The organism is Bacillus sp. GS3m_15504 (assembly GCF_055825275.1).
Window position 1 is genome coordinate 2,416,958 of the sequence record NZ_JBVVNL010000001.1, and the last position, 19,555, is coordinate 2,436,512.

A 19,555-nucleotide genomic window follows, 5' to 3' on the forward strand; every position below is an offset into this window, starting at 1 on the left:
CTAATTAGCTGATTAATTTCACAACACCATTTATTAAACATGTTTCTTCACCCCTTGAATATTTTTCAAATAAAAATACATACTATTTTCAAGCCGCCGTGTCCACGGCTAATACTTCTTTCTTTTGTTACAGCAGAAGCAGGTAGGTTCTTCACTTATCTGCTTTCTCTGTATATTTTTTAAGAAATCGAAAATAATACCAACAAGCTGTTTGAACTAGCAGCTTCACTCTTCTCGTAATGGGGATGCAATTTATCACAATTAGCTAACTCATTGAACTCACTGGCAGACAACCAAAATCGTTGTCTGCTTTTTGTATGAGATTTTTTGTTTTACATATACTACTTTTGAACCTGCAGACCAATACGAGCCATTTTGGTGCTTGGGATTTCCCTTCCGGGGATAAGTATTTTTTACTTATCCCTTTTTTTGTATAGACACGTATATTTATGGCAAAACTAATTACAAGCAGATTTTCTGTTTATGCGTAGTTCTAAATAAGATTACTTTTTCTCCTATTAAAGGACGGCAGGTACGACTGCTAGTCCTTTTTTCTTATTTCGCATACTATCCTATCCCTTTTGTTAACTTCACACTACATTATCTTCATCGTCGTAGTAAGCAATTTCCCAATAAGGATGGCAGTTGTGCATCTCGAGTTCCCATCGAACAAAACTAACAAAGTTACAAATTCCTTTCACCAAATCGGCCAATTCTTTGTTTGCAAAAGATGTTTTCATATCGTTATACCAATTGATTTTTTCATAATTCGTATCATCATCAGAGGGGCTAGTACGAATTGCTTGCTCTCGATTTTTTTCGATTAAATATTGGCCATACGTAAGTTGCACCTGTTCTTGAATTACGACATGGTTGTAGTACCCTTGTTCTACTGGTTTTGGACTATAAAATTTCCCTTATAAGTTTTAAATACGGTGAATGAAATTTTTGTTTTTTTCTTGCCATCATCCTTGTTGTATACAAACAAAAAAAGAGCCACAATATTTTGCGACTCTTTACAATTATAACTATTTAACGGCCACGTCTTTGCTGGCCTTGCTTTGTACTACCTTTTTTATTACTTGGCTTATTAAATGATCGGTTGTTTTCATTTCTTGAACTATTTCTTGAATCGTTTCTTGTGCGACCTTTAGAACCACTTCTTGAACCTTCACGGCTATCTCTTTGACGATATTCGCCTGATTTCTTCGGAGCCGGCTTTGGTAGCGGTTTTCCATTTTCATCTACACGTTTTATCTTCGGTTGTTCGATTATTTCTCTTTGTATTGGTGCGCCAAGCGTTTTTTCAATTTCTTCTAAATGTTTTTCATCTTTCGCTGCAACGAACGTAATTGCAAGACCTGATCCACCTGCACGTCCTGTTCGGCCAATGCGGTGAATATAACTCTCTACATCTTCAGGGATATCATAGTTAAATACGTGCGTTACACCATCTACATCAAGTCCACGAGCTGCTACATCTGTTGCGATTAAGTACTGAATTTTCGCTTCGCGGAAACTCTTCATAACTCTTTCACGTTTCGCTTGAGGTATATCACCATGAAGTTCAGCACAATTATAACCTAGTCCTTTTAAATTATCATAAAGCTTACTCGCTCTAACCTTTGTACGACAGAAAATAACTGCTAAAAATGGCTGATCACGATCCATAACAAAACGAAGTGCATCTGGCTTTGCACGATCTGTCGTCTCAATGACACGCTGCTCAATTGTATTTACCGTTACTTCTTCACTTTGTACTTGAATCATTTGCGGCTCATCCATATAACGTTTCGCCAATTTTTTAATATCTTTTGGCATCGTTGCTGAGAATAACATCGTTTGTTTACTACCAGGTGTCTCATCTAAAATATCTTCAATATCATATAAGAAACCGAAATAAAGCATTTGATCCGCTTCATCTAGTACAATCGTTGACAGATTACTTAAATCAATTGTCTCACGTCGTATATGATCTAATAATCGTCCTGGTGTTGCAACAACAATATGTGTATTACCTTTTAATTTTCTCAATTGTTGTGCTACATCTTGCCCGCCATAAATCGCTAGTACATTAATATCTTCTCTTTGAACAAGCATTTTTTTAATTTCAGTTGTAATTTGTAGTGCTAGTTCCCTTGTTGGTGCAACAATTAAAGCCTGAACATCACTAGACTCTGGATCGATTTTTTCTAAAATCGGTAACACGAATGCTAACGTTTTACCCGTTCCTGTTTTCGCTTGCCCAATAATATCTTTACCTGACAGAATAACAGGAATTGCTTTCTCTTGAATCGGTGTTGCTTCTGTAATTCCATTTTCACGTAATGTATGATTAAACGTTTCACTAATTCCTAATTCTAAAAAGTTTTTCAAATAGACCACTTCTTTTCCTTATTTTTCACATTAGCTTTCATTGTACCATTTGTTTCGCCAAATATGAAAAATAAAAAAATTCTTATCTTCTTTTTTTATATTCGTCGTGTACTAGCTGGACAAATTCCTTTTGTTTTGTCTCGGAATTTATTAATGCTTTCATATTTGCAGAATTCAAAATGTACTTCTTAATTTTTTTATTACTCCAAATTAAACTTGTATACTTCGGATCTTCATGTAGATTTCGAAACCACTCTAATTCACTTAATTTTGCGATATGATATTTTAATTTCATATCATTTCGAGGATAAAATAAAATGATATCTGCTATTACATCAAATAATAAACTCATCTTCTCCCCTCCTGTACATATATATTTAAATGTTACGGAAATATAGTTACAGGGTGATAAAATTGACCACTACATTCATAAAGATTTTTTGCATGTTTTTCTTACTATCTTTTCAATCGACCTCCATTATTATGGAAAAACCTCAAACAGATGTGATAAGTGAATTTAAACAAGCTTTACTCATAAATGATAAAAAATTAATGAGGTCATATGTAACAGAAGGGGTTGAACTACCTAATTTCCAAACAAATAAACAAATTTATGCAATTCAAATAGTACCATCTCCAAAAGAAGATACCACAATTCTTATTTCTTATTCCAAAAACACTGATGATGAATTTACTATCGGTTACATTTTAGAAATAGTAACAAAAAACAATAAAATATCTCGAATTATTCAAATTTATGATGGAACCAATCCCCTTATGAAAGAAGCAACTATTGTAAAAGAATATAAAATGAAGTGTAAGGAACATATACTTACCCCTACAAAATTCCCATTCGAAATTCACGAATTTCAAGGGTACATCTATAACGATTACTTAAACCTTCAATACTTCAATGAAGATATTAATGGGATTTTAAAAATCACTGTTGCACCCGTTCAAAACAAATTAGGCTTCTATGTACATAATGGCGCTAAGTTCTACAGTTTAAAAAATAATATAAAAGCATTATATAATCCTCATTTTGATTCAGCATATGAACTTATCTTTCAGAAGAATGGTTTTCAATATACAATTGCAATTGGTAACAAACGCTATATAAAAGGAAAATATAGCGTAAAGGATTTAATTCAAATTGCAGAATCTATGAATTAAAAAATCGATCTTTCTATATGGAAAAGATCGGTTTTTTAATATTTTATACAGTAAGCTTTCCTCCATGATAACAATAATACGTTACAGCTTTAAGGTTTTTCATCCTCTTTAAAGACTGTTCCGCCCTTTCTATATCTAAACAAAAATCCGGATTAGCTATTTCTAATTCACAATTATCTTGAACGGCCGCATCCCCTGTAATTACACAATTTAATTTCGGAAAATATAATGAAATATGCCCCGAAGTATGTCCTGGCGTTTCCACTACTTGACATTCATTATTCAAAATCATTTGACCATCATGTACTTTTTCATCGACGGAAATATGTCTTATATTTTTTAACTCTTGGATAAACCATTTACCAAATTCTTTTTCTTCATTTGGCATACGTTCTAACATTTCTTCTGCTTGAACTAATCTCTCTGATTTTCTATCACCATTAATGTAGCTGGATTCAATTTCACTCGAAATAATATTAACTTGAGGATATTTCACTTTGAAATCATATAAAGATCCTATATGATCATCATCATAATGAGTAATAATTATATTTTTTAAGTTTTTCATCTCATATTCATGTTTTAAAATTGCATTTTCAATTAAAGGTAAAAAATTTGTATATCCTGTATCGACTAATGTTAATTCATTATGTAATATAATTAAACTTGGAAAAATACATTGTTTTTTCCCGTTAAATTCGAATTCAATTGGTAGTTCTATTATCTTCATTTTTCTTCCCCCATACCGCTTAATAAATGTTTAATAAATTAAATCATCTACATACATTTCTTACAAATTCACGTTTAATGTGTACATTCTATATAACAAAGAAAAAAGCATCCGTTATGAATGCTTTCCTTATCTTACCTGTTCAACTACATAAATCAACTTGGGCCTATCCGAAACCTGATATGTATAGTCTTTATTTTTATGCATATATGTTTCTATCCTATTTATCACTTTAAACATTCTGTCTGAATTCGCACTGAAACGAGATACTGAATCACATAAAACTATTGACCCTTTCTTGTAAAAGTTTATAATTTCATAAATATCTCGTTCTAAACAAACTTCTCCTACTTGCAAATCCTCTTTCGCTTCATAGTTATAAATTCCCATTCTCATCTTCCCCTCAACTTGTATTTTTTCTTACAACATCCCCTTGTTACATAAATAATACCACGATAAAATTCTAAAACTCAAACTCATCGGCTTCATCTGAGAAAATAAAAAAGCCATCACCGAAGTGACTACTTTCAAGAAGATGGGAGAAAAGAGAGGAAAAATAATTCAAAACAAAGTAACACCTGAAATGCTAGAAAAAGTGGCTAATCGCCCAAATAATACAGAATCCATAATGAAATAGAGCATTTGTGTTTTCAATGGATTGGAGCATCTTATCAACTGTTCATTGAAAGGTTTAATGACGCAAGACCAAATGCTTTTACATCTATCAATTCAATTATACAAGTAGAAGCGGATTCGAAACTAATTGCCGAAAAATTCCGTAATACAGATGATCAAAATGTTACAATGATAGAAGATGCAATGTGTGTTCAGAGGAAACAGAATTTGATAATAAAAAATCAGCCAGAAATATAGCGGCTAGAATGGCAGTAGCTGGTCTTACATCCGTCGGGAAACTCGCACCAACAGTGACTATCGAGTCAGGAAAAGGATTATCTCACACCATAATTTCTAATGCACAGAATTATACGCGATGGGCGTTTAAGCTTAGGTAATCGAAAATGGAGTTCTACTTTACAAGATGAATTAAAAAATCTTGTATCTGCTTTTGAACACGCAGGATTTTCTAAAGAAAACATTTCATAAACTTTAGAACAACAATATAAAATGCTTGATAAACTAAAAGTAAAGTAAGAAAGGATTGATTATTAATGAATATTCTAGAAAAATTAAATAAGGCCTTCACATTAGAAGCTTATGAATCACCAACGAGTAAAGAGGCTATTCAAAAATTACAAAAGTTCTCATCAATAGATGTGCCATTAGATTATTTAGAAGTAATTCAACAATGTACAAATGCAGAGATTAATGTAAAAAATGAAATTTACATACGTATTTGGGGCCCTATTGATTGCATAGAGATGAATGAAGCACATGATATTCAAAAATATATACCAAATTCACTAGCAATTGGTGATGATGAAGGTGGAATGGCATTACTATATATAGATGGTAAAGAAGGATTCGGATTATATACAGTGGGTTTTGGAAATTTAGATATTGAAGAGACCATTAAAATAGCCCCTTCATTAAAAGTGCTGTTAATAGATTGCGTCGGAGTCGAGGAATTGTTGTCATAGTTAAAAGAATAACAGTCGACGTATTGATATTGAGTTAATACTCATACTACCAATCTCTACAATCAAGATGCTCCTCCATCGTATTTAAATTGAGCATCTGAAGTTGGATCAGAAGTAAAATATGCTAATCCATCAAGTTGTAAAATGAAATCAGCTGCCATTTTTAACGATGTTATGCTCCCCTAATATCTTCAATGTACTCACTTAAAAAAACTCCTAATTGGATTATATTTTGTTTAGCTACTTCTATTTGCTCTTGTGCTGCTCTAGTCAAGCAAGACAGTGACTTATTTCCCTATAAGTAAATTAAGGTCATATTTCCCGATACCAGGTACATTTCCTGTTTCTGTGTATTGCCAAATATCACAAGAGTATGCTGATTTATTACCGCCGTATCACGAACACATACTACGTAACAAAACAATGAGAATCGTTACATACCCAACATTCTATTATTTTGAACAGGTAATTCCCTATTTTCATGGAAATATACAATAAGAAAAACAATAAAATTGATTATTTCCTCACTTCTTTGTCTATCCTTTTAAAAAATCTATGTTTTTGTAAAAGGAGTGTTTATGTGGAGAAACAGACACTTTGGAAAAAATTCAAGAAAAGCTCAGCAAACCTCGGTAAATCTAGCGTATATGAAAGTATTATTTTATATTACACAATGAGAAAAAAAGGGTTACCTACTAAAGCGAAATTCATCATATTAGCCGCTTTATCCTATTACGTATTAACAATTGACTTCATTCCAGATATAGCTGCTATTATTGGGATTGGCTTATTAGATGATGTTTTGGCGATCGCTGTAGCTCATAAATATGTGATGCGCCATGCAGACGCTGAAATTCGAGAAAAGAGCAAAGTAAAAATGGAGTCATTATTTACTCCCGCACAAACATAATGAAAAAGGAGCTAATATAATTTCACTTAGCTCCTTTTTCATAAAACTATTTCACTTCATTCGCCACAAAAAATTGTTCACAAACACTCGATATGCGCTGTAAGTCTACGTTCCCACCAGATATAACTGCTACTACTTTTTTCTCTTTAATATATGTATCCACTTTCCCTGCAAGTAGAGCAGCAGTAGCTAATGCGCCTGCACCTTCTACAACAGCTTTCCCGCGTTGTAATAAGTCTTTCATCGCTACTTCCAGCTCTTTTTCTGATACTGTTACAATATCATCTACTAATTCTTTTACAACTTCAAAAGTTAAATTGCCTGGTATTTTTACCGCGCAACCATCTGCTATCGTAGGTGCCTCATAATGTTCTATAATTTTACCTTTGTCATAAGATGCCTTCATCCCATGAACATTTTCTGCTTGCACACCAATTATATGAATCGACGGATTAAAAGATTTTAATGCGACAGCAATTCCAGAAATAATTCCTCCTCCACCAATTGGTACAATGACCGTATCAACATCCCACATATCATCAAGAATATCTAATCCTATTGTACCTTGACCAGCCATTACTTCTACATCGTCATATGGATGTAAGTATGTTTCACCTGTTTCTCTAATAATCTCCTCACATTTTGCCTTCGCATCATCAAAGGTTTCACCATGTAAAACCACTTCAGATCCATATCCTTTCGTTGCATCAACTTTCGCCTGAGGTGCAGAAATCGGCATTACAATTTTACTTTTAATACCGAGTAAATGAGCAGATAAAGCAATTCCTTGCGCATGATTACCAGCAGAACAAGCAATTACTCCTCTCTCTTTTTCTTGATCTGTCAGCTGTGACATTTTATTAAACGCACCACGGAATTTAAACGAACCTGTTAATTGCATGTTTTCTAATTTCAAGTGAATTTCTCCACCCGTTTTACTAGTCAAATAAAATGATTTTACTAATGGAGTTTTACGAGCATTTCTATCCAGAATGCTTTGAGCTTTTTTAATATCGTCTAAATGTAATGGTAGTTTTTTAGTTATCATACTAACACCTCTTCCAATGTTCTCTTCCTAAGTTTTCGTATGTAGCAACTTCTTTATACGAAACCATCTATATTAAGAAAAAGTCTTTATATATGTACCTCACTCTGTAATACACACATTTGTAAACAATTCAACATCCTTTTCATATCACGTTCTTTGTAATGATTTAGGCATGCAATTTGGATCCAGTTATTCTTTTGTAAATACGCTGATTCATAATGGACAATATATCCTTGTAATGCTAACTCATCACCTATCGTTTTAGAGGACTGGCCTTCGCTTAATTGAATCGTAAGTATAATTGGCGCGGCATGTTCTTTCGGTGAAACAAGTTTTAAACCCATAGTAGTAATAGCTTGTTCAATATATGCATACGTCTCTTTTATTTTTTTTAATGCTGTTTCATCTTCAAATCTCTTCAATGCTTCTTGCAAAGCATAAATTAAATTCCATGAATGAGAATATGGAATACTTTCATTTTCTTCGTACATGCCAATGTCCATATAGGCCGGTACTGCTTCATTTATTTTTACAATATGGTTATGAAAAACAAAAGATAATCCTGTATATGATTTAATCGCTTTTCCACTAACACCGCTTGCAAAATATATATCCTTTAAATCTATCGGTATTGCTCCAATGGAACTGATACAATCTACACATAGTTTAATTTGATACTTCTTAGTAAGAACATTTAACTCTTTTAAATCATTTAACATTCCAGTTGATGTTTCATGGTGAACAAACCAAAGCCATTCATAATTTCCACTTTCCATTACTTTTTCTAATTCTGTATAAAGAAATGGTTCCCCCATTTCTTTTTTATACGTATCAAAATGTAATTGCGCGCGTGTTGCATGCCCGACTAATCTATTACCAAATTCCCCATTTGTTAATACGAGCCCCTTTCCTTTTAAAGAACGTAACTGTAAAGCAATGGCATCATTCGCTAATGTCCCTGTTCCTAACATGATTTGCACACGTTTTGCTTTTGTCATTTGAAGTAATCGTTTCTTTACATTATCCATCGTCACTTGAAATGACTTAGAACGGTGTGAAATAGGCTTAGTAGAAAATGCCTTTCGAACATTTTCTTCAATATCTACTGGGCCGGGTAAAAACGTATACTCTTTCGTCATAATTCCCCCAACACTCGACGCTTCAAACATAGCAGGGGTAACATACATTGGCTGGAATGCTGCTTCTTCTGTACCAACTAACGTATGGAAAGCTTTAAATCCCATTTGCTCATATAAAGGTAGTTCACGTGTTGTAGCAGAAATGAGTGCCAATTCATATCCATTTAGAAGCAAATAACGATGTAAAAAGCGAATTAAACCTAATAACGCTCTTCCATTTCGATATTCACGTTCTACTGAAAGTAAACGAATTTCATATACGTTTTCTCCATGTTCTTGCAAATAAAAATCTAGATTTGAAATTTTATAATCTAACGAGAATGGTCGTTTTCCTCGCAACGCAACCATACCTACTAACTTATCGTCATCTAAACAAATTAAATATGTATTTTCTTCATGAAAACGATCTATACGAACACGATCTTTTGTTTCTTCATGTTGCGGAATTTCTTCTACAAATGTTTTATAATTCAATTTATGTATACTTTCAAATTCCCAAACTTGATCAGCAACTTTATAAATTAACCCCATGCCCTATCTCCTTTATCTATTTAATAAAAAATGATAAGTGGAGATTAACCCCACTTATTAAATGTTTATTTCATTCGCGATTTACATATAAAATAAGTACAATGATGAGTACACTTAAAATAGTTGTAACAATTGAGTAAGAATACAAAATCATGCAAAGTGGTAAACAAGCAATTGTAATTAGTCCTGGCTTCGTAAATCCTTTAAAGATTAAATAAAATATAATGAAAACTGTAACTAGGGTAAGCGCTATCAAATAATCAAATGCGATTAGTCCTCCGATAAATGTTGAAATACCTTTACCGCCCTTACCTTTAAATAAAATTGGATAAATATGTCCCATTATTACAGCCAATAATGTTAGCATTAGGAATGTAGAATCTTCAAAAAGGTATTTTGCAATAGAAACTACGATTGCCCCTTTGATCGCATCACCTAAAAATGTAGCAACGAAATACCCCTTTCCATATACGCGCCCCATGTTTCTTGCGCCAGGATTACCACTTCCTTCATCCCGAATGTCAACATTATGTCTCCATTTCGTTACTATATAAGCAGTCAATATGTTTCCAAATAAATAAGAAGCCACTAAATATAAAAACTGCATACTATTAATCATATAATCATTCACTTTCTGCATAGGAGTACTTATACAATATTCAATGACTATGTATATTGTACTTTTTTATCTACATCCCTTTATATATTTTAACATCATATTTTTACAAATCATACAAAAATTCTCATGCTTCTATTTTTTAAAATATATATCCTTCATTAAATAATATGCTCCTTTTGCTGCTGGTTCTGATTGTGGTACAAATGTAACTTCTCCTATACTTTTCTCACAGCATTTCTTAAATTCAGCATATATTTCAGGAACGAAACGCAATATGCTGCCACTTACTGCAATTGAAGTTGATTCATCAAACTGCATTTTATTGTAAATATTAACCGTAATTCTCGTTAATTCCTTAGCCGCTTGCATTATAATTTTTTGTGCAGCATCATTCCCATTTCTAGCTTCCCGAATAACTAATGGTGCGATTGCTGCAACTTTATCTTTTGAAGAACTATAAACTAGTCTTTTTATATGAGACGATGTTAATAATTGAAACTCATCTTGAATCCTTAAGCTTAATGGACAAAGTGTAACGCCTTGATCAAATTGATTTGCCATTCTCTTTAAACCTTGTAATGCAATCCAATATCCACTTCCTTCATCACCTAAAATATGTCCCCATCCCCCACTATACTCGTAAACTTTTCCTTTCTTTCCAATACAAATTGCACCTGTACCACCAATCGTTAATATTCCATCCTTCCCTTTTAAAGCAGCGGCATGTGCTATCATTGCGTCATTAAAAACTTCAATTTGTATTCCGTACTTCTGTTTTAGACGTAATGTTAATTCATTTGTATTTGCGCCACTTATACCTGCTAATCCTAAACAAATACAAACGCAATGTCCTTTCACTACATTTTTCTGGCATTGATCAATCGCTTCCATAATATGCACAAGAGCTTCTTCAAAATCTATTAATATATTTCCAAAACCACTCTTACCACTTATAATTTCCTTTCCGTCTTGATCAAAGGCAATTGCTTCTGTCTTCGTTCCCCCACCATCTACTCCAATCATATACTTCATATATGTTCACCTCATTTTCTTCATAACGGAGGGAAGGTTATATTCCCTAAAACTACAGATTGTTTTGCACCTGTTGCGCTTGGCACATTACTCGGATTACGATGATGCGTTTCGTTTGCTAAAATTGCAAAGGCGATAGCTTCTTTCGCCTCTGAAGAATAGCCTATATCTTCTTGAATGAATATTGCGCAGTTTTCATCCTTCAATCCATTTCGCAACATTTCAACAAGTGTGCTATTATAGCTGCCACCACCGCCTAATATCACCTCATCGATTTCATAATACGGCAAGATAAACTTCTTATAATGATGAACAATTGAATTTACAGTAAACATCGTGACCGTCGTCAATATATTTTCTTTACTATGCTTTTCAAACCGCTTCAATAATTCACTTACAAATTTTTCTCCAAACTGTTCTCTACCTGTTGATTTCGGTGGATTCATTTTCAAAAATGGATGACTCATACAATATGTCAAAATTTCATCTACAACTCTACCCTGTTTTGCAATTTCACCATTTTGATCATATGGCAACTGAAATAACCTTTGACATACTTCATCAATTATCATATTCCCTGGACCAGTATCAAAAGCTATAACGTTCTGATCACTTTGTTGACTTGGTATTACTGTAACATTACTAATCCCACCAATATTTTGTAGTAGTCTATTTTTACTTGGATCACGATACAAAATGACCTCTGAATATGGCACAAGTGGTGCACCTTGTCCTCCTGCTGCCATGTCCATCGTTCGGAAATTTGAGATAACCGTCGTGTTCGTTTCGTATGCTATTACTGCAGGTTCCCCAATTTGCAATGTGGAAGGTATCCTATTACCATCTTGCTTCGGCTGATGATAAATCGTTTGTCCGTGAGAACCTATCAAATCTAATTGTTCCAAAGAAAAATTGGCCTCTTTACAAACTTCCTTTACAGCATTGGCAAAACATAAACCGAGCTTAAAATTCAAACTACATATGAGTTGGACATTTGAATTTTCTATTGATAACGCTTGTTGTATTTCACTTTTTATATCATTACAAAATGGAACTGTAGTAAAATGAATGAGTTCGACCTTAGACTCTACACCACTCCCTTCTATACGAACGAGCGCTACATCTATTCCATCTAATGAAGTACCGGACATTACCCCTGCAATATACATACCATGCATGACCTCCTATTTACTAAAAAACAATCATGTAAGTTACAAATGTACAACCGATCGAAAACAATATAAATCTAAAAAACAACTGAGCTTTCGATGCAAACGATCCATCAATGAAAGAAACAACTACTGTAAGCAAAACACTTGCCGCAATGCTTGTAACGAGCCATATACTATGCATTTGTGATAGATGTAGCATTCTTAATATAGGCACAAAAAGTAAATTCGCACATATCACTCCAAATAATAATAAAAATACACCTTTATAACTAAATTTTATATTCATTCCATTTCACCCTCTCTCAACTTAATGTGAAAGAAGTGATAGACAAAATGCCTATCACTCACAAAATAAAGCATAAAGATTATGGATTAACAGATTCTCCTTCACCATTCTTCTCAATTTCAAGCATATTTTTGTCGTACATTTTAAAGAATGGTAAATAAATAAGGAATGATATTGCTATATTTATTAAGACTAATACAATTGCACGCCAATCTCCTCCTGTAGCTAAATATGCACCAATTGGGGCTGGTAATGTCCATGGCGGCATAATATGAGTTGGCGTTACAAATCCCATTGCAGTTGCAGCATAAGCGATAGTCGCTGTTACTAGCGGCGTAATGACGAAAGGAATAATTAAAATTGGATTCAATACAATCGGCAAGCCGAATATAACTGGTTCATTAATATTAAAAATCCCAGGCACAATACAAGTTCTCGATAATGCCTTCGAATATTTTGATCGACCAAATACGATCATTGCTAACACAAGCCCTAACGTTGCACCCGAACCACCAATCCAAATAAACCATTGATAAAACGGTTCTGGTGCAATGAATGGAAATTGACTCGCACCACTTGCTACAGCTTCACCATTTTTTCCTAAATATACATCCCAAAGCGGTCTTGCTACAGTACCTACAACCGATACACCATGTATTCCGAAGGACCAGAAAAATGTAATTAAAAATACAGGTATTATGACGCCAAAGTAACTATCTCCAGCTTTGACTAACGGTGCGGCTAATTTATCCACTACGTAATGTACATCAACTTTAAAAACAACTGTAATAAGGCTCATAATAATAATAACGAATGCAGCAGGTATAAGTGCTTCAAACGAACGCGATACTGAAGGTGGTACTTGTTCTGGCATTTTGATTGTTACGTTGTTCTTCTTACAAAATCTTAAAATCTCAACTGATAAAATAGAAACAATCATAGTCACGAATAATCCATGCCCTCCGAGATTTGTCATCGGAAGCATAAATCCTTTTTTATCAATTAATTCAGGAGTTAATGTTAATAGCAGTGAACATACTGCAAGCTGAGCTCCCGATAAAGCATCTAACTTATAACTCTTCGCTAAATTATATCCTATTCCAAATGCTATATATAAAGACATAATAAACATCGTTAGGCGATATGGTATTAATATACTTGTTTGATTCTTTAATGCCCAAACGGATATGAAACTATCTTTCGGTAATGGTGGAAATGCTACGATTAAAAAGAAACTTCCTACGATGATAAATGGTAATGCTGAAATAACTCCATCACGGATTGCTTGTAAATGTCTCTGTTCAGAAAGTCTTGCCATCGGTCCAGATAAGTTTTTATCAAGAAACGTGACAAACTTATTCATAACGGTTCCCCCTAACGAATTAAATCATTTACAGTCTTTAATAAAGTCGGTCCGCCAAGTGGCGTATATGCTTGCGGCGGAATGATACCACACGGAATAGACTCCTCTTCTGCAAATTTTTTTACAGAGTCAAATCGGTGTCTAACTTGTGGCGCAACCATTACAACATCCCAACCATTTTTCACTTCTTCTTCCACCTCACTTGTTCCAATCGCATGTACCTCCATGTTTACACCCTTTTTCTCCGCCTCTTTTTTTAAAGCGTTTACAACAATTGCGCTGGACATTCCTCCAGAACAAACGAACAAAACCTTCATTTATGAATCCTCCTATACTTATAATTTACTACCCTTCAAATGAAAGGAAGTTTCACTTTACTAACAAGCATATGAAGTAGTGAAAGAATTTAGTTATAATGAAAGTAAATTTCAGTAAAAATATTTTTCCTATTAAATTAATGTTTCAATATTTATTTTTCTCAATTGTAAGAACAACCTCATCTCGGATATCATAATAGTTAACCACATAATAGGGAGGCGTATAAATGATTGTTAAACGTTTATTAATGATATGTTGTATCGTCATCTTTTTTATTCCTTTCACTTTCATTTCCCCTCACTCTACTTATGCTGAAGCTAATACTACGTATAAAAAACATGAATTACGTGCTGTATGGATCGCATCTGTTCTTAATATTGATTGGCCCTCAAAAACCGGCTTACCCATCGAAAATCAAAAACAAGAGTTTATTAGATTATTAGACGATGTAAAAAACACCGGTATGAATGCAGTCGTTGTGCAAATCAAGCCAACCGCTGATGCTTTCTATCCTTCAAATTACGGTCCTTGGTCTGAATACATTACGGGCACACAAGGAAAAGATCCTGGTTATGACCCACTCGCATTTATGGTCGATGAAGCACATAAAAGAAATATAGAATTCCACGCATGGATTAACCCATACCGAATAACGATGAATCACACTGATATAAATCGATTATCAAATAATCACCCTGCAAAACAACATCCCGATTGGATTGTACCTTATGGCGGGAAGCTATATTACAATCCCGGTATTCCAGAAGTGAAAAAATTTATAACTGAAGGTGCTTTAGAAATTGTGCAAAATTATGACATTGATGCGCTGCATATGGATGATTATTTTTATCCATATAAAGTAGCAGGTGAACAATTCCCCGATCAAAAAACGTACGAAACGTATAATAACGGTAGATTTACAAATATAGAGGATTGGCGACGTAACAATGTAAATGAACTTGTAAAAGATTTAAATACTGCTATAAAACAAGAAAAATCATACGTAAAGTTTGGCATAAGTCCGTTCGGCGTATGGCGAAATATAGCTGACGATCCAACTGGCTCTAACACAACTGCAGGTCAAAGGAACTATGATGACCTTTACGCTGATACACGTGAGTGGATACAAAAAGGATATATTGACTACATTACACCGCAAATCTATTGGAATATTGGTTTCACACCAGCTGCATATGACATCTTAGTAGATTGGTGGGTAAAAGAAACAAATAATAAACCGATTCACCTATACATCGGTCAGGCGGCCTATAAAATTAATAATAATTCTGTCCCAGCTTGGTCTAATCCAGAAGAATACCCAAGACAAATTGAATTAAATCGGTTATATCCTGAAATAAAAGGTAGTATGCATTTTAGCTTAAAAGATATTAATAACAATCCACTAGGAATAAAAGATAGACTCTCAAAAGACATATATAAATATCCTGCATTAATCCCCTCTATGCCTTGGCTTGATCATGATCCACCAAAACAACCGACTTTAAAAGGTGCTATTCCAAGAGATGAAGGTATTGCTATAGGCATTATTGACGATAGAGAGAATGATTCTGCTTATTACACCATTTACCGCGCGAATGGAAAAAATGAAGTGGATATACAAAACCCAAAAAATTTACTTACTACTGTAAGGAAAACAAAACTTGGAGAAATTTATGTAGATAAAACAGCTATCTCTGGAGAAACGTATACGTATGTAGTAACTGCAGTTGATCGATTGCATAATGAAAGCGTTGCATCTAATAAGACCACTGTAAATGCAAAATAGTATACAACAAAAAACTACCTATTCTTTTATGAATAGGTAGTTTTCATATTATCATTTATAAATTAAACTACATCATTTCTTTTAATAAAGAGTTCGCACTTTTAAGAATTTCTCCACCATCATTCATTAAATTTGTAGCTCTTTGCATTTTTTTTGTATTTCCTTCATCTAAAGCTTCTGGAGTTAACTTCGCAGATTGATTAAACTTCTCTAAAGCCTGCAAATATAAACTATTAACTTCTTTGAATTTGTCAGGCACTTGAGCGTTTGGTGGGTTTTGAGTTACATCTTGTAACATAATTAGACTCGCGGCTAATTTAAGCGTCCATTCTTCATCCCCAATTTTATTATTTACCAAAAGATTACCTGTCTGATTTAAAGAATCTGTTAGTTTTTTACTATGAGTAGCATATGCAGATCTATAATTTGATTCCAACACTTTTTGTTGTGTTTCTGCCTTACGCGCCTCTGCTTCTGCTTTCTTTTTTTCTTCTTCTTTTTTACGTTGCTCTTCTTCTATTTTCTTCTTTTCTTCCTCTTCTTTTTTACGTTGCTCTTCTTCTATTTTCTTCTTTTCTTCCTCTTCCTTCTTACGTTGCTCTTCTTCCGCTTTCAGTCTATCTGCTTCTGCTTTTTCAGCCGCTTCTTTTTCTAGCTTTTCTTTTTCCTTCGCTTCAGCTGCTAATTGCTTCTCTTTTTCTTTTTTCGCCTTTTCAACATTTTTTTCTTCTTCTATTTTTGCTTTTTCAGCTTTCTGTTGCTCTTCTTTTTTAGCTGCTAACCGTTTCTTTTCTTCAGCTTTTTTATCCATTTCAGCCTGTTGTTCTGCAGTTATTGGATAAAAAATATGACTTAATGTTAAAGAAACGATAAACACAGATAAACATGAACCAAAAATAATAGCAAATTTTTTCAAGCGCGAACGATATTTCTTTATAACTATCGTCCCTATCATAGCAATAAAAAATACTATCGCTCCAATTAAACCAACCATCCCAATAAACATTAACAAAGTATCCACTCTTTAAATGTACTCCTCTACTTATGTATTTCATAAGACCCAAACTAGTTATCTATACATGATTTTGGATATTTCTATAATAAAAACACTTTCTTTTGGAATCTTACATTTTCAACATTTGTCAGTATAGCAATAATAATGTCATAATAAAAGTCTTTTACTTACTTATTAATACTTCAACTAATTCCGCAATTTCTGATTAAACTATAATTTTTATCAAAATAAAAAGAGATCCCTCAAAAAAGCTACATTTATCAGCTTTTTTGAGGAAATCTCTCCTACTTATTTTTAAACTTCTCAGTCGCTGCTCTCATCTTCACATTCAAATCGTGATCAATCGAGTCACGAATATCCCGCTCTACTACTTCCATTTCTTTTTGGAAATTTTGTAAGTAGATTTTCAATTCTTCTTCTTTTTCGGGACGTTGTGATGGTGGTAGTTGCACCACTAAAGATAACATCGCTATTAAATCTTTCATTAAGAACGTTTCAAGTTTATGTTGTTGTTCAAACATACGTTGCTCTTGATAGTACGGCAGTGCATTTAATACTGAAATTGTAATATCATCAACTGTTTTTTGTAATGAAGGATTTATTGAACGCTTATACGCTTGAATTGTATTTAATGCATCTGGATAGCGATCATAAAAATACAATTTATAAAACGATAAATCTGTCGGTTTTACTGTTTGCTGCGTTTCTTGTCTTAAAAAATCTTTCACTTTTATCGCAGCTACATCAATATCTTCATTTGTAAGTTTTCTCGTTGTTTTTGCCATTACATGTACTTTTTTCTGTTTTTCTTTCGGTAACATTGAGAATACTTGCTCTCTCGTACGTTGGCTCGATGCACAGAAAAGAGTGTTTAATGTATGTTGCTCTTTTTTTCCTTCCGTGCGAATCCAGCGATAAAAGAGTGGATGTTGTGTAAATTCTTGTAGAAACGGTAATGATTTATTCGATAACTTTTCTAAAGAATCGTGTGCTCTTTTATATGGCTTCGTCCATGAAAAATACAGTTTTCGTCCGAAATATACGACTAAAACAACGACCGTAAATGCGATTAAAAGCAATGTACCGAGTAATAATAGTACGGTTTGAATGAAACTCATTTTTTCACCTCCTCTAAAAGTCTGCTATTTTCTTGGACGCTGAATGAGCTTTTGTTTCATTTCATCATTAAATGTGTCTAGTTCAATAACAAACTTCTTACTTGACTCTATAATACGTTCTGATGATTTCTCAGAAGCTTCAATCGCAGCAAATACATTTTGGAATGATTCGCGTAATTTATCCATACTAATTGCCGGATTTTCAAGCAGTTTTGTTGTTTCTTCTGTGTTTTGTTTTAATGCTTGTGAGTTACTTAATACCATTGATTCAATTGCTTCATTTGTCGCATTCACTGCATCAATTGTTTTCCGTTGATTCGTTAATGCTAGCTGAATAGCAGCGGAAACTGTTACAACGTTTTGCGTCATTGTAATTGCATTACGTATTGCCTCTGTTAACTTTTCGTTATTTTTCTTAATGATGTCTACAGATGCGATAGATTGTAATAACACGCTTTTTGCTTGCTGCATATTACGTGTACGCACTAGAATCTTTTCTAATGCATCGTTAATTAATGGAATGTCTCTTTGACGCTCTGGATTTTGTTTCTCCGCTTCAAGCATGCCCGCCAGTTTTTTCCCTAAGTATACTTGCTTATCGAGCGCATGAATTTTATCGTGCGATTGCTCCTTAAGCATCTCTAGGCCAACAGTATCTTCTTGTAAGTTGTCACGGCCAATTAGAAGCGATCTTATAATCTCCTCAATTTGCTTATCTATAGATTGGTATTTATGCACGTATGTTTCAAGTGGATTTTTCTTGAATACTTTAAACATAATTTTCTTCATACCACTTGCTTTTAATGAATTTGGATCAAGCTCTGATACTACTTTTCGTAATTCTAACAATGTATTTGGGATTTCTTCATTTTTCCCGTTCATCATCGCTGTGACAGGACGTTTTAATGCTGATAACGTTTGTCCTGCTGCTTGTTGTTCTTTATCCCCTAAATCTCCTAGCTGAGACAATACTTTCGATAAATCTGTATTTTGCTCGCTATTTAATTTTTGTACATAAAGATCGGCTTCTTTATTTAATTCATCAAGTTCTTCATCTTTTATAACTGTATCAACTACTACTTCTACATTATTATCTTTCACAATTGATACGGGTTCTTTTTTCTCGAGTTCAGTCAACAAAATCGCTCCTTTATTTATATGTGCGAATTTATGTGCACTATATTTCATCTAATATATTGTATTTCATGTGCAAACAGCCTATATGAAATCAATTTTCAAGAAATACCTGCTTATGCAGTCATTCCCTGTTTCTTACTATAAGTATACCTGTAAACAACATAATTTTCCTCAGACTTAAGACCTAGAGACCGACATGCTGAA

Annotated in this window: 20 protein-coding genes and 2 pseudogenes; 5 read left to right on the plus strand and 17 right to left on the minus strand. The window is 33.6% G+C overall.

Going from position 1 to position 19,555, the window contains the following annotated elements; translation table 11 throughout:
* Positions 1-590: 590 nt before the first annotated feature.
* The 3 genes from AC0L0O_RS12755 to AC0L0O_RS12765 form a co-directional block, all read right to left on the minus strand.
* Entirely contained in the window at positions 591-851 is a 261-nt protein-coding gene (locus AC0L0O_RS12755; protein ID WP_001177687.1) for a hypothetical protein, read from the minus strand.
* 181 nt (positions 852-1,032) lie between these two features.
* The gene (locus AC0L0O_RS12760) at positions 1,033-2,385 is read right to left on the minus strand and encodes a DEAD/DEAH box helicase (RefSeq protein ID WP_015945606.1); all 1,353 of its coding nucleotides are present in this window, start codon (positions 2,383-2,385) and stop codon (positions 1,033-1,035) included.
* A 73-nt stretch (positions 2,386-2,458) separates the two neighbouring features.
* Positions 2,459-2,728 (minus strand): hypothetical protein, encoded by a 270-nt coding sequence (locus tag AC0L0O_RS12765; RefSeq protein ID WP_000054536.1) that lies wholly within the window; start codon positions 2,726-2,728, stop codon positions 2,459-2,461.
* A 29-nt stretch (positions 2,729-2,757) separates the two neighbouring features.
* Here AC0L0O_RS12765 and AC0L0O_RS12770 point away from each other — a divergent pair, with 29 nt between their 5' ends.
* Positions 2,758-3,549, plus strand: a complete 792-nt coding sequence (locus tag AC0L0O_RS12770) for a hypothetical protein (RefSeq protein ID WP_078438556.1) — start codon at positions 2,758-2,760, stop codon at positions 3,547-3,549.
* Positions 3,550-3,592: 43 nt separating this feature from the next.
* On the opposite strand, the gene AC0L0O_RS12775 is transcribed toward AC0L0O_RS12770, so the two are convergent.
* Positions 3,593-4,279 carry an MBL fold metallo-hydrolase gene (locus AC0L0O_RS12775; RefSeq protein ID WP_428888784.1) on the minus strand — a complete coding sequence of 229 codons (687 nt, stop codon included), beginning with the start codon at positions 4,277-4,279 and terminating at the stop codon, positions 3,593-3,595.
* Positions 4,280-4,408: 129 nt separating this feature from the next.
* Positions 4,409-4,669, minus strand: coding sequence for a hypothetical protein (locus AC0L0O_RS12780; protein WP_000513518.1), 261 nt, complete (start codon positions 4,667-4,669; stop codon positions 4,409-4,411).
* A gap of 166 nt (positions 4,670-4,835) precedes the next feature.
* Here AC0L0O_RS12780 and AC0L0O_RS12785 point away from each other — a divergent pair.
* Positions 4,836-5,241: pseudogene (locus tag AC0L0O_RS12785) on the plus strand (WXG100 family type VII secretion target); the annotation flags it as partial.
* A 207-nt stretch (positions 5,242-5,448) separates the two neighbouring features.
* Positions 5,449-5,877 (plus strand): SMI1/KNR4 family protein, encoded by a 429-nt coding sequence (locus AC0L0O_RS12790; protein ID WP_001022913.1) that lies wholly within the window; start codon positions 5,449-5,451, stop codon positions 5,875-5,877.
* A gap of 46 nt (positions 5,878-5,923) precedes the next feature.
* On the opposite strand, the pseudogene AC0L0O_RS12795 reads toward AC0L0O_RS12790, so the two are convergent.
* Positions 5,924-6,272: pseudogene (locus AC0L0O_RS12795) on the minus strand (N-acetylmuramoyl-L-alanine amidase C-terminal domain-containing protein); the annotation flags it as partial.
* 185 nt (positions 6,273-6,457) lie between these two features.
* Here AC0L0O_RS12795 and AC0L0O_RS12800 point away from each other — a divergent pair.
* The gene (locus AC0L0O_RS12800) at positions 6,458-6,787 is read left to right on the plus strand and encodes a YkvA family protein (protein ID WP_000415077.1); all 330 of its coding nucleotides are present in this window, start codon (positions 6,458-6,460) and stop codon (positions 6,785-6,787) included.
* A 46-nt stretch (positions 6,788-6,833) separates the two neighbouring features.
* On the opposite strand, the gene tdcB is transcribed toward AC0L0O_RS12800, so the two are convergent.
* The 8 genes from tdcB to AC0L0O_RS12840 form a co-directional block, all read right to left on the minus strand.
* On the minus strand, positions 6,834-7,835 hold the full coding sequence (gene tdcB / locus AC0L0O_RS12805; RefSeq protein ID WP_000628920.1) for a bifunctional threonine ammonia-lyase/L-serine ammonia-lyase TdcB: 1,002 nt from the start codon (positions 7,833-7,835) through the stop codon (positions 6,834-6,836).
* An 86-nt stretch (positions 7,836-7,921) separates the two neighbouring features.
* Positions 7,922-9,505 (minus strand): aminotransferase class V-fold PLP-dependent enzyme, encoded by a 1,584-nt coding sequence (locus tag AC0L0O_RS12810; protein WP_428888781.1) that lies wholly within the window; start codon positions 9,503-9,505, stop codon positions 7,922-7,924.
* Between the two features lie 70 nt (positions 9,506-9,575).
* Positions 9,576-10,124, minus strand: a complete 549-nt coding sequence (gene plsY, locus AC0L0O_RS12815; RefSeq protein WP_000610856.1) for a glycerol-3-phosphate 1-O-acyltransferase PlsY — start codon at positions 10,122-10,124, stop codon at positions 9,576-9,578.
* Positions 10,125-10,256: 132 nt separating this feature from the next.
* Positions 10,257-11,156, minus strand: a complete 900-nt coding sequence (locus tag AC0L0O_RS12820; RefSeq protein ID WP_000876599.1) for a BadF/BadG/BcrA/BcrD ATPase family protein — start codon at positions 11,154-11,156, stop codon at positions 10,257-10,259.
* A gap of 20 nt (positions 11,157-11,176) precedes the next feature.
* Positions 11,177-12,325: an anhydro-N-acetylmuramic acid kinase AnmK gene (anmK, locus tag AC0L0O_RS12825; RefSeq protein ID WP_000274998.1), complete on the minus strand. Its 1,149-nt coding sequence runs from the start codon at positions 12,323-12,325 to the stop codon at positions 11,177-11,179.
* A 22-nt stretch (positions 12,326-12,347) separates the two neighbouring features.
* The gene (locus AC0L0O_RS12830) at positions 12,348-12,614 is read right to left on the minus strand and encodes a hypothetical protein (protein WP_001021956.1); all 267 of its coding nucleotides are present in this window, start codon (positions 12,612-12,614) and stop codon (positions 12,348-12,350) included.
* Positions 12,615-12,693: 79 nt separating this feature from the next.
* Positions 12,694-13,977: a PTS sugar transporter subunit IIC gene (locus AC0L0O_RS12835; protein WP_001032291.1), complete on the minus strand. Its 1,284-nt coding sequence runs from the start codon at positions 13,975-13,977 to the stop codon at positions 12,694-12,696.
* An 11-nt stretch (positions 13,978-13,988) separates the two neighbouring features.
* Positions 13,989-14,294, minus strand: coding sequence for a PTS sugar transporter subunit IIB (locus AC0L0O_RS12840; RefSeq protein WP_000865898.1), 306 nt, complete (start codon positions 14,292-14,294; stop codon positions 13,989-13,991).
* A 227-nt stretch (positions 14,295-14,521) separates the two neighbouring features.
* Here AC0L0O_RS12840 and AC0L0O_RS12845 point away from each other — a divergent pair, with 227 nt between their 5' ends.
* The gene (locus AC0L0O_RS12845; protein ID WP_000635992.1) at positions 14,522-16,081 is read left to right on the plus strand and encodes a glycoside hydrolase family 10-like protein; all 1,560 of its coding nucleotides are present in this window, start codon (positions 14,522-14,524) and stop codon (positions 16,079-16,081) included.
* Between the two features lie 67 nt (positions 16,082-16,148).
* On the opposite strand, the gene AC0L0O_RS12850 is transcribed toward AC0L0O_RS12845, so the two are convergent.
* From AC0L0O_RS12850 to AC0L0O_RS12860, 3 genes are all read right to left on the minus strand, one after another.
* Positions 16,149-17,102, minus strand: coding sequence for a hypothetical protein (locus AC0L0O_RS12850; RefSeq protein ID WP_000380290.1), 954 nt, complete (start codon positions 17,100-17,102; stop codon positions 16,149-16,151).
* A gap of 278 nt (positions 17,103-17,380) precedes the next feature.
* The gene (locus AC0L0O_RS12855) at positions 17,381-18,214 is read right to left on the minus strand and encodes a DUF3974 domain-containing protein (protein ID WP_000008368.1); all 834 of its coding nucleotides are present in this window, start codon (positions 18,212-18,214) and stop codon (positions 17,381-17,383) included.
* Positions 18,215-18,238: 24 nt separating this feature from the next.
* A complete protein-coding gene (locus AC0L0O_RS12860; protein ID WP_000137402.1) occupies positions 18,239-19,351 on the minus strand; it encodes a toxic anion resistance protein in 1,113 nt (370 codons plus the stop codon).
* Positions 19,352-19,555 lie beyond the last annotated feature (204 nt).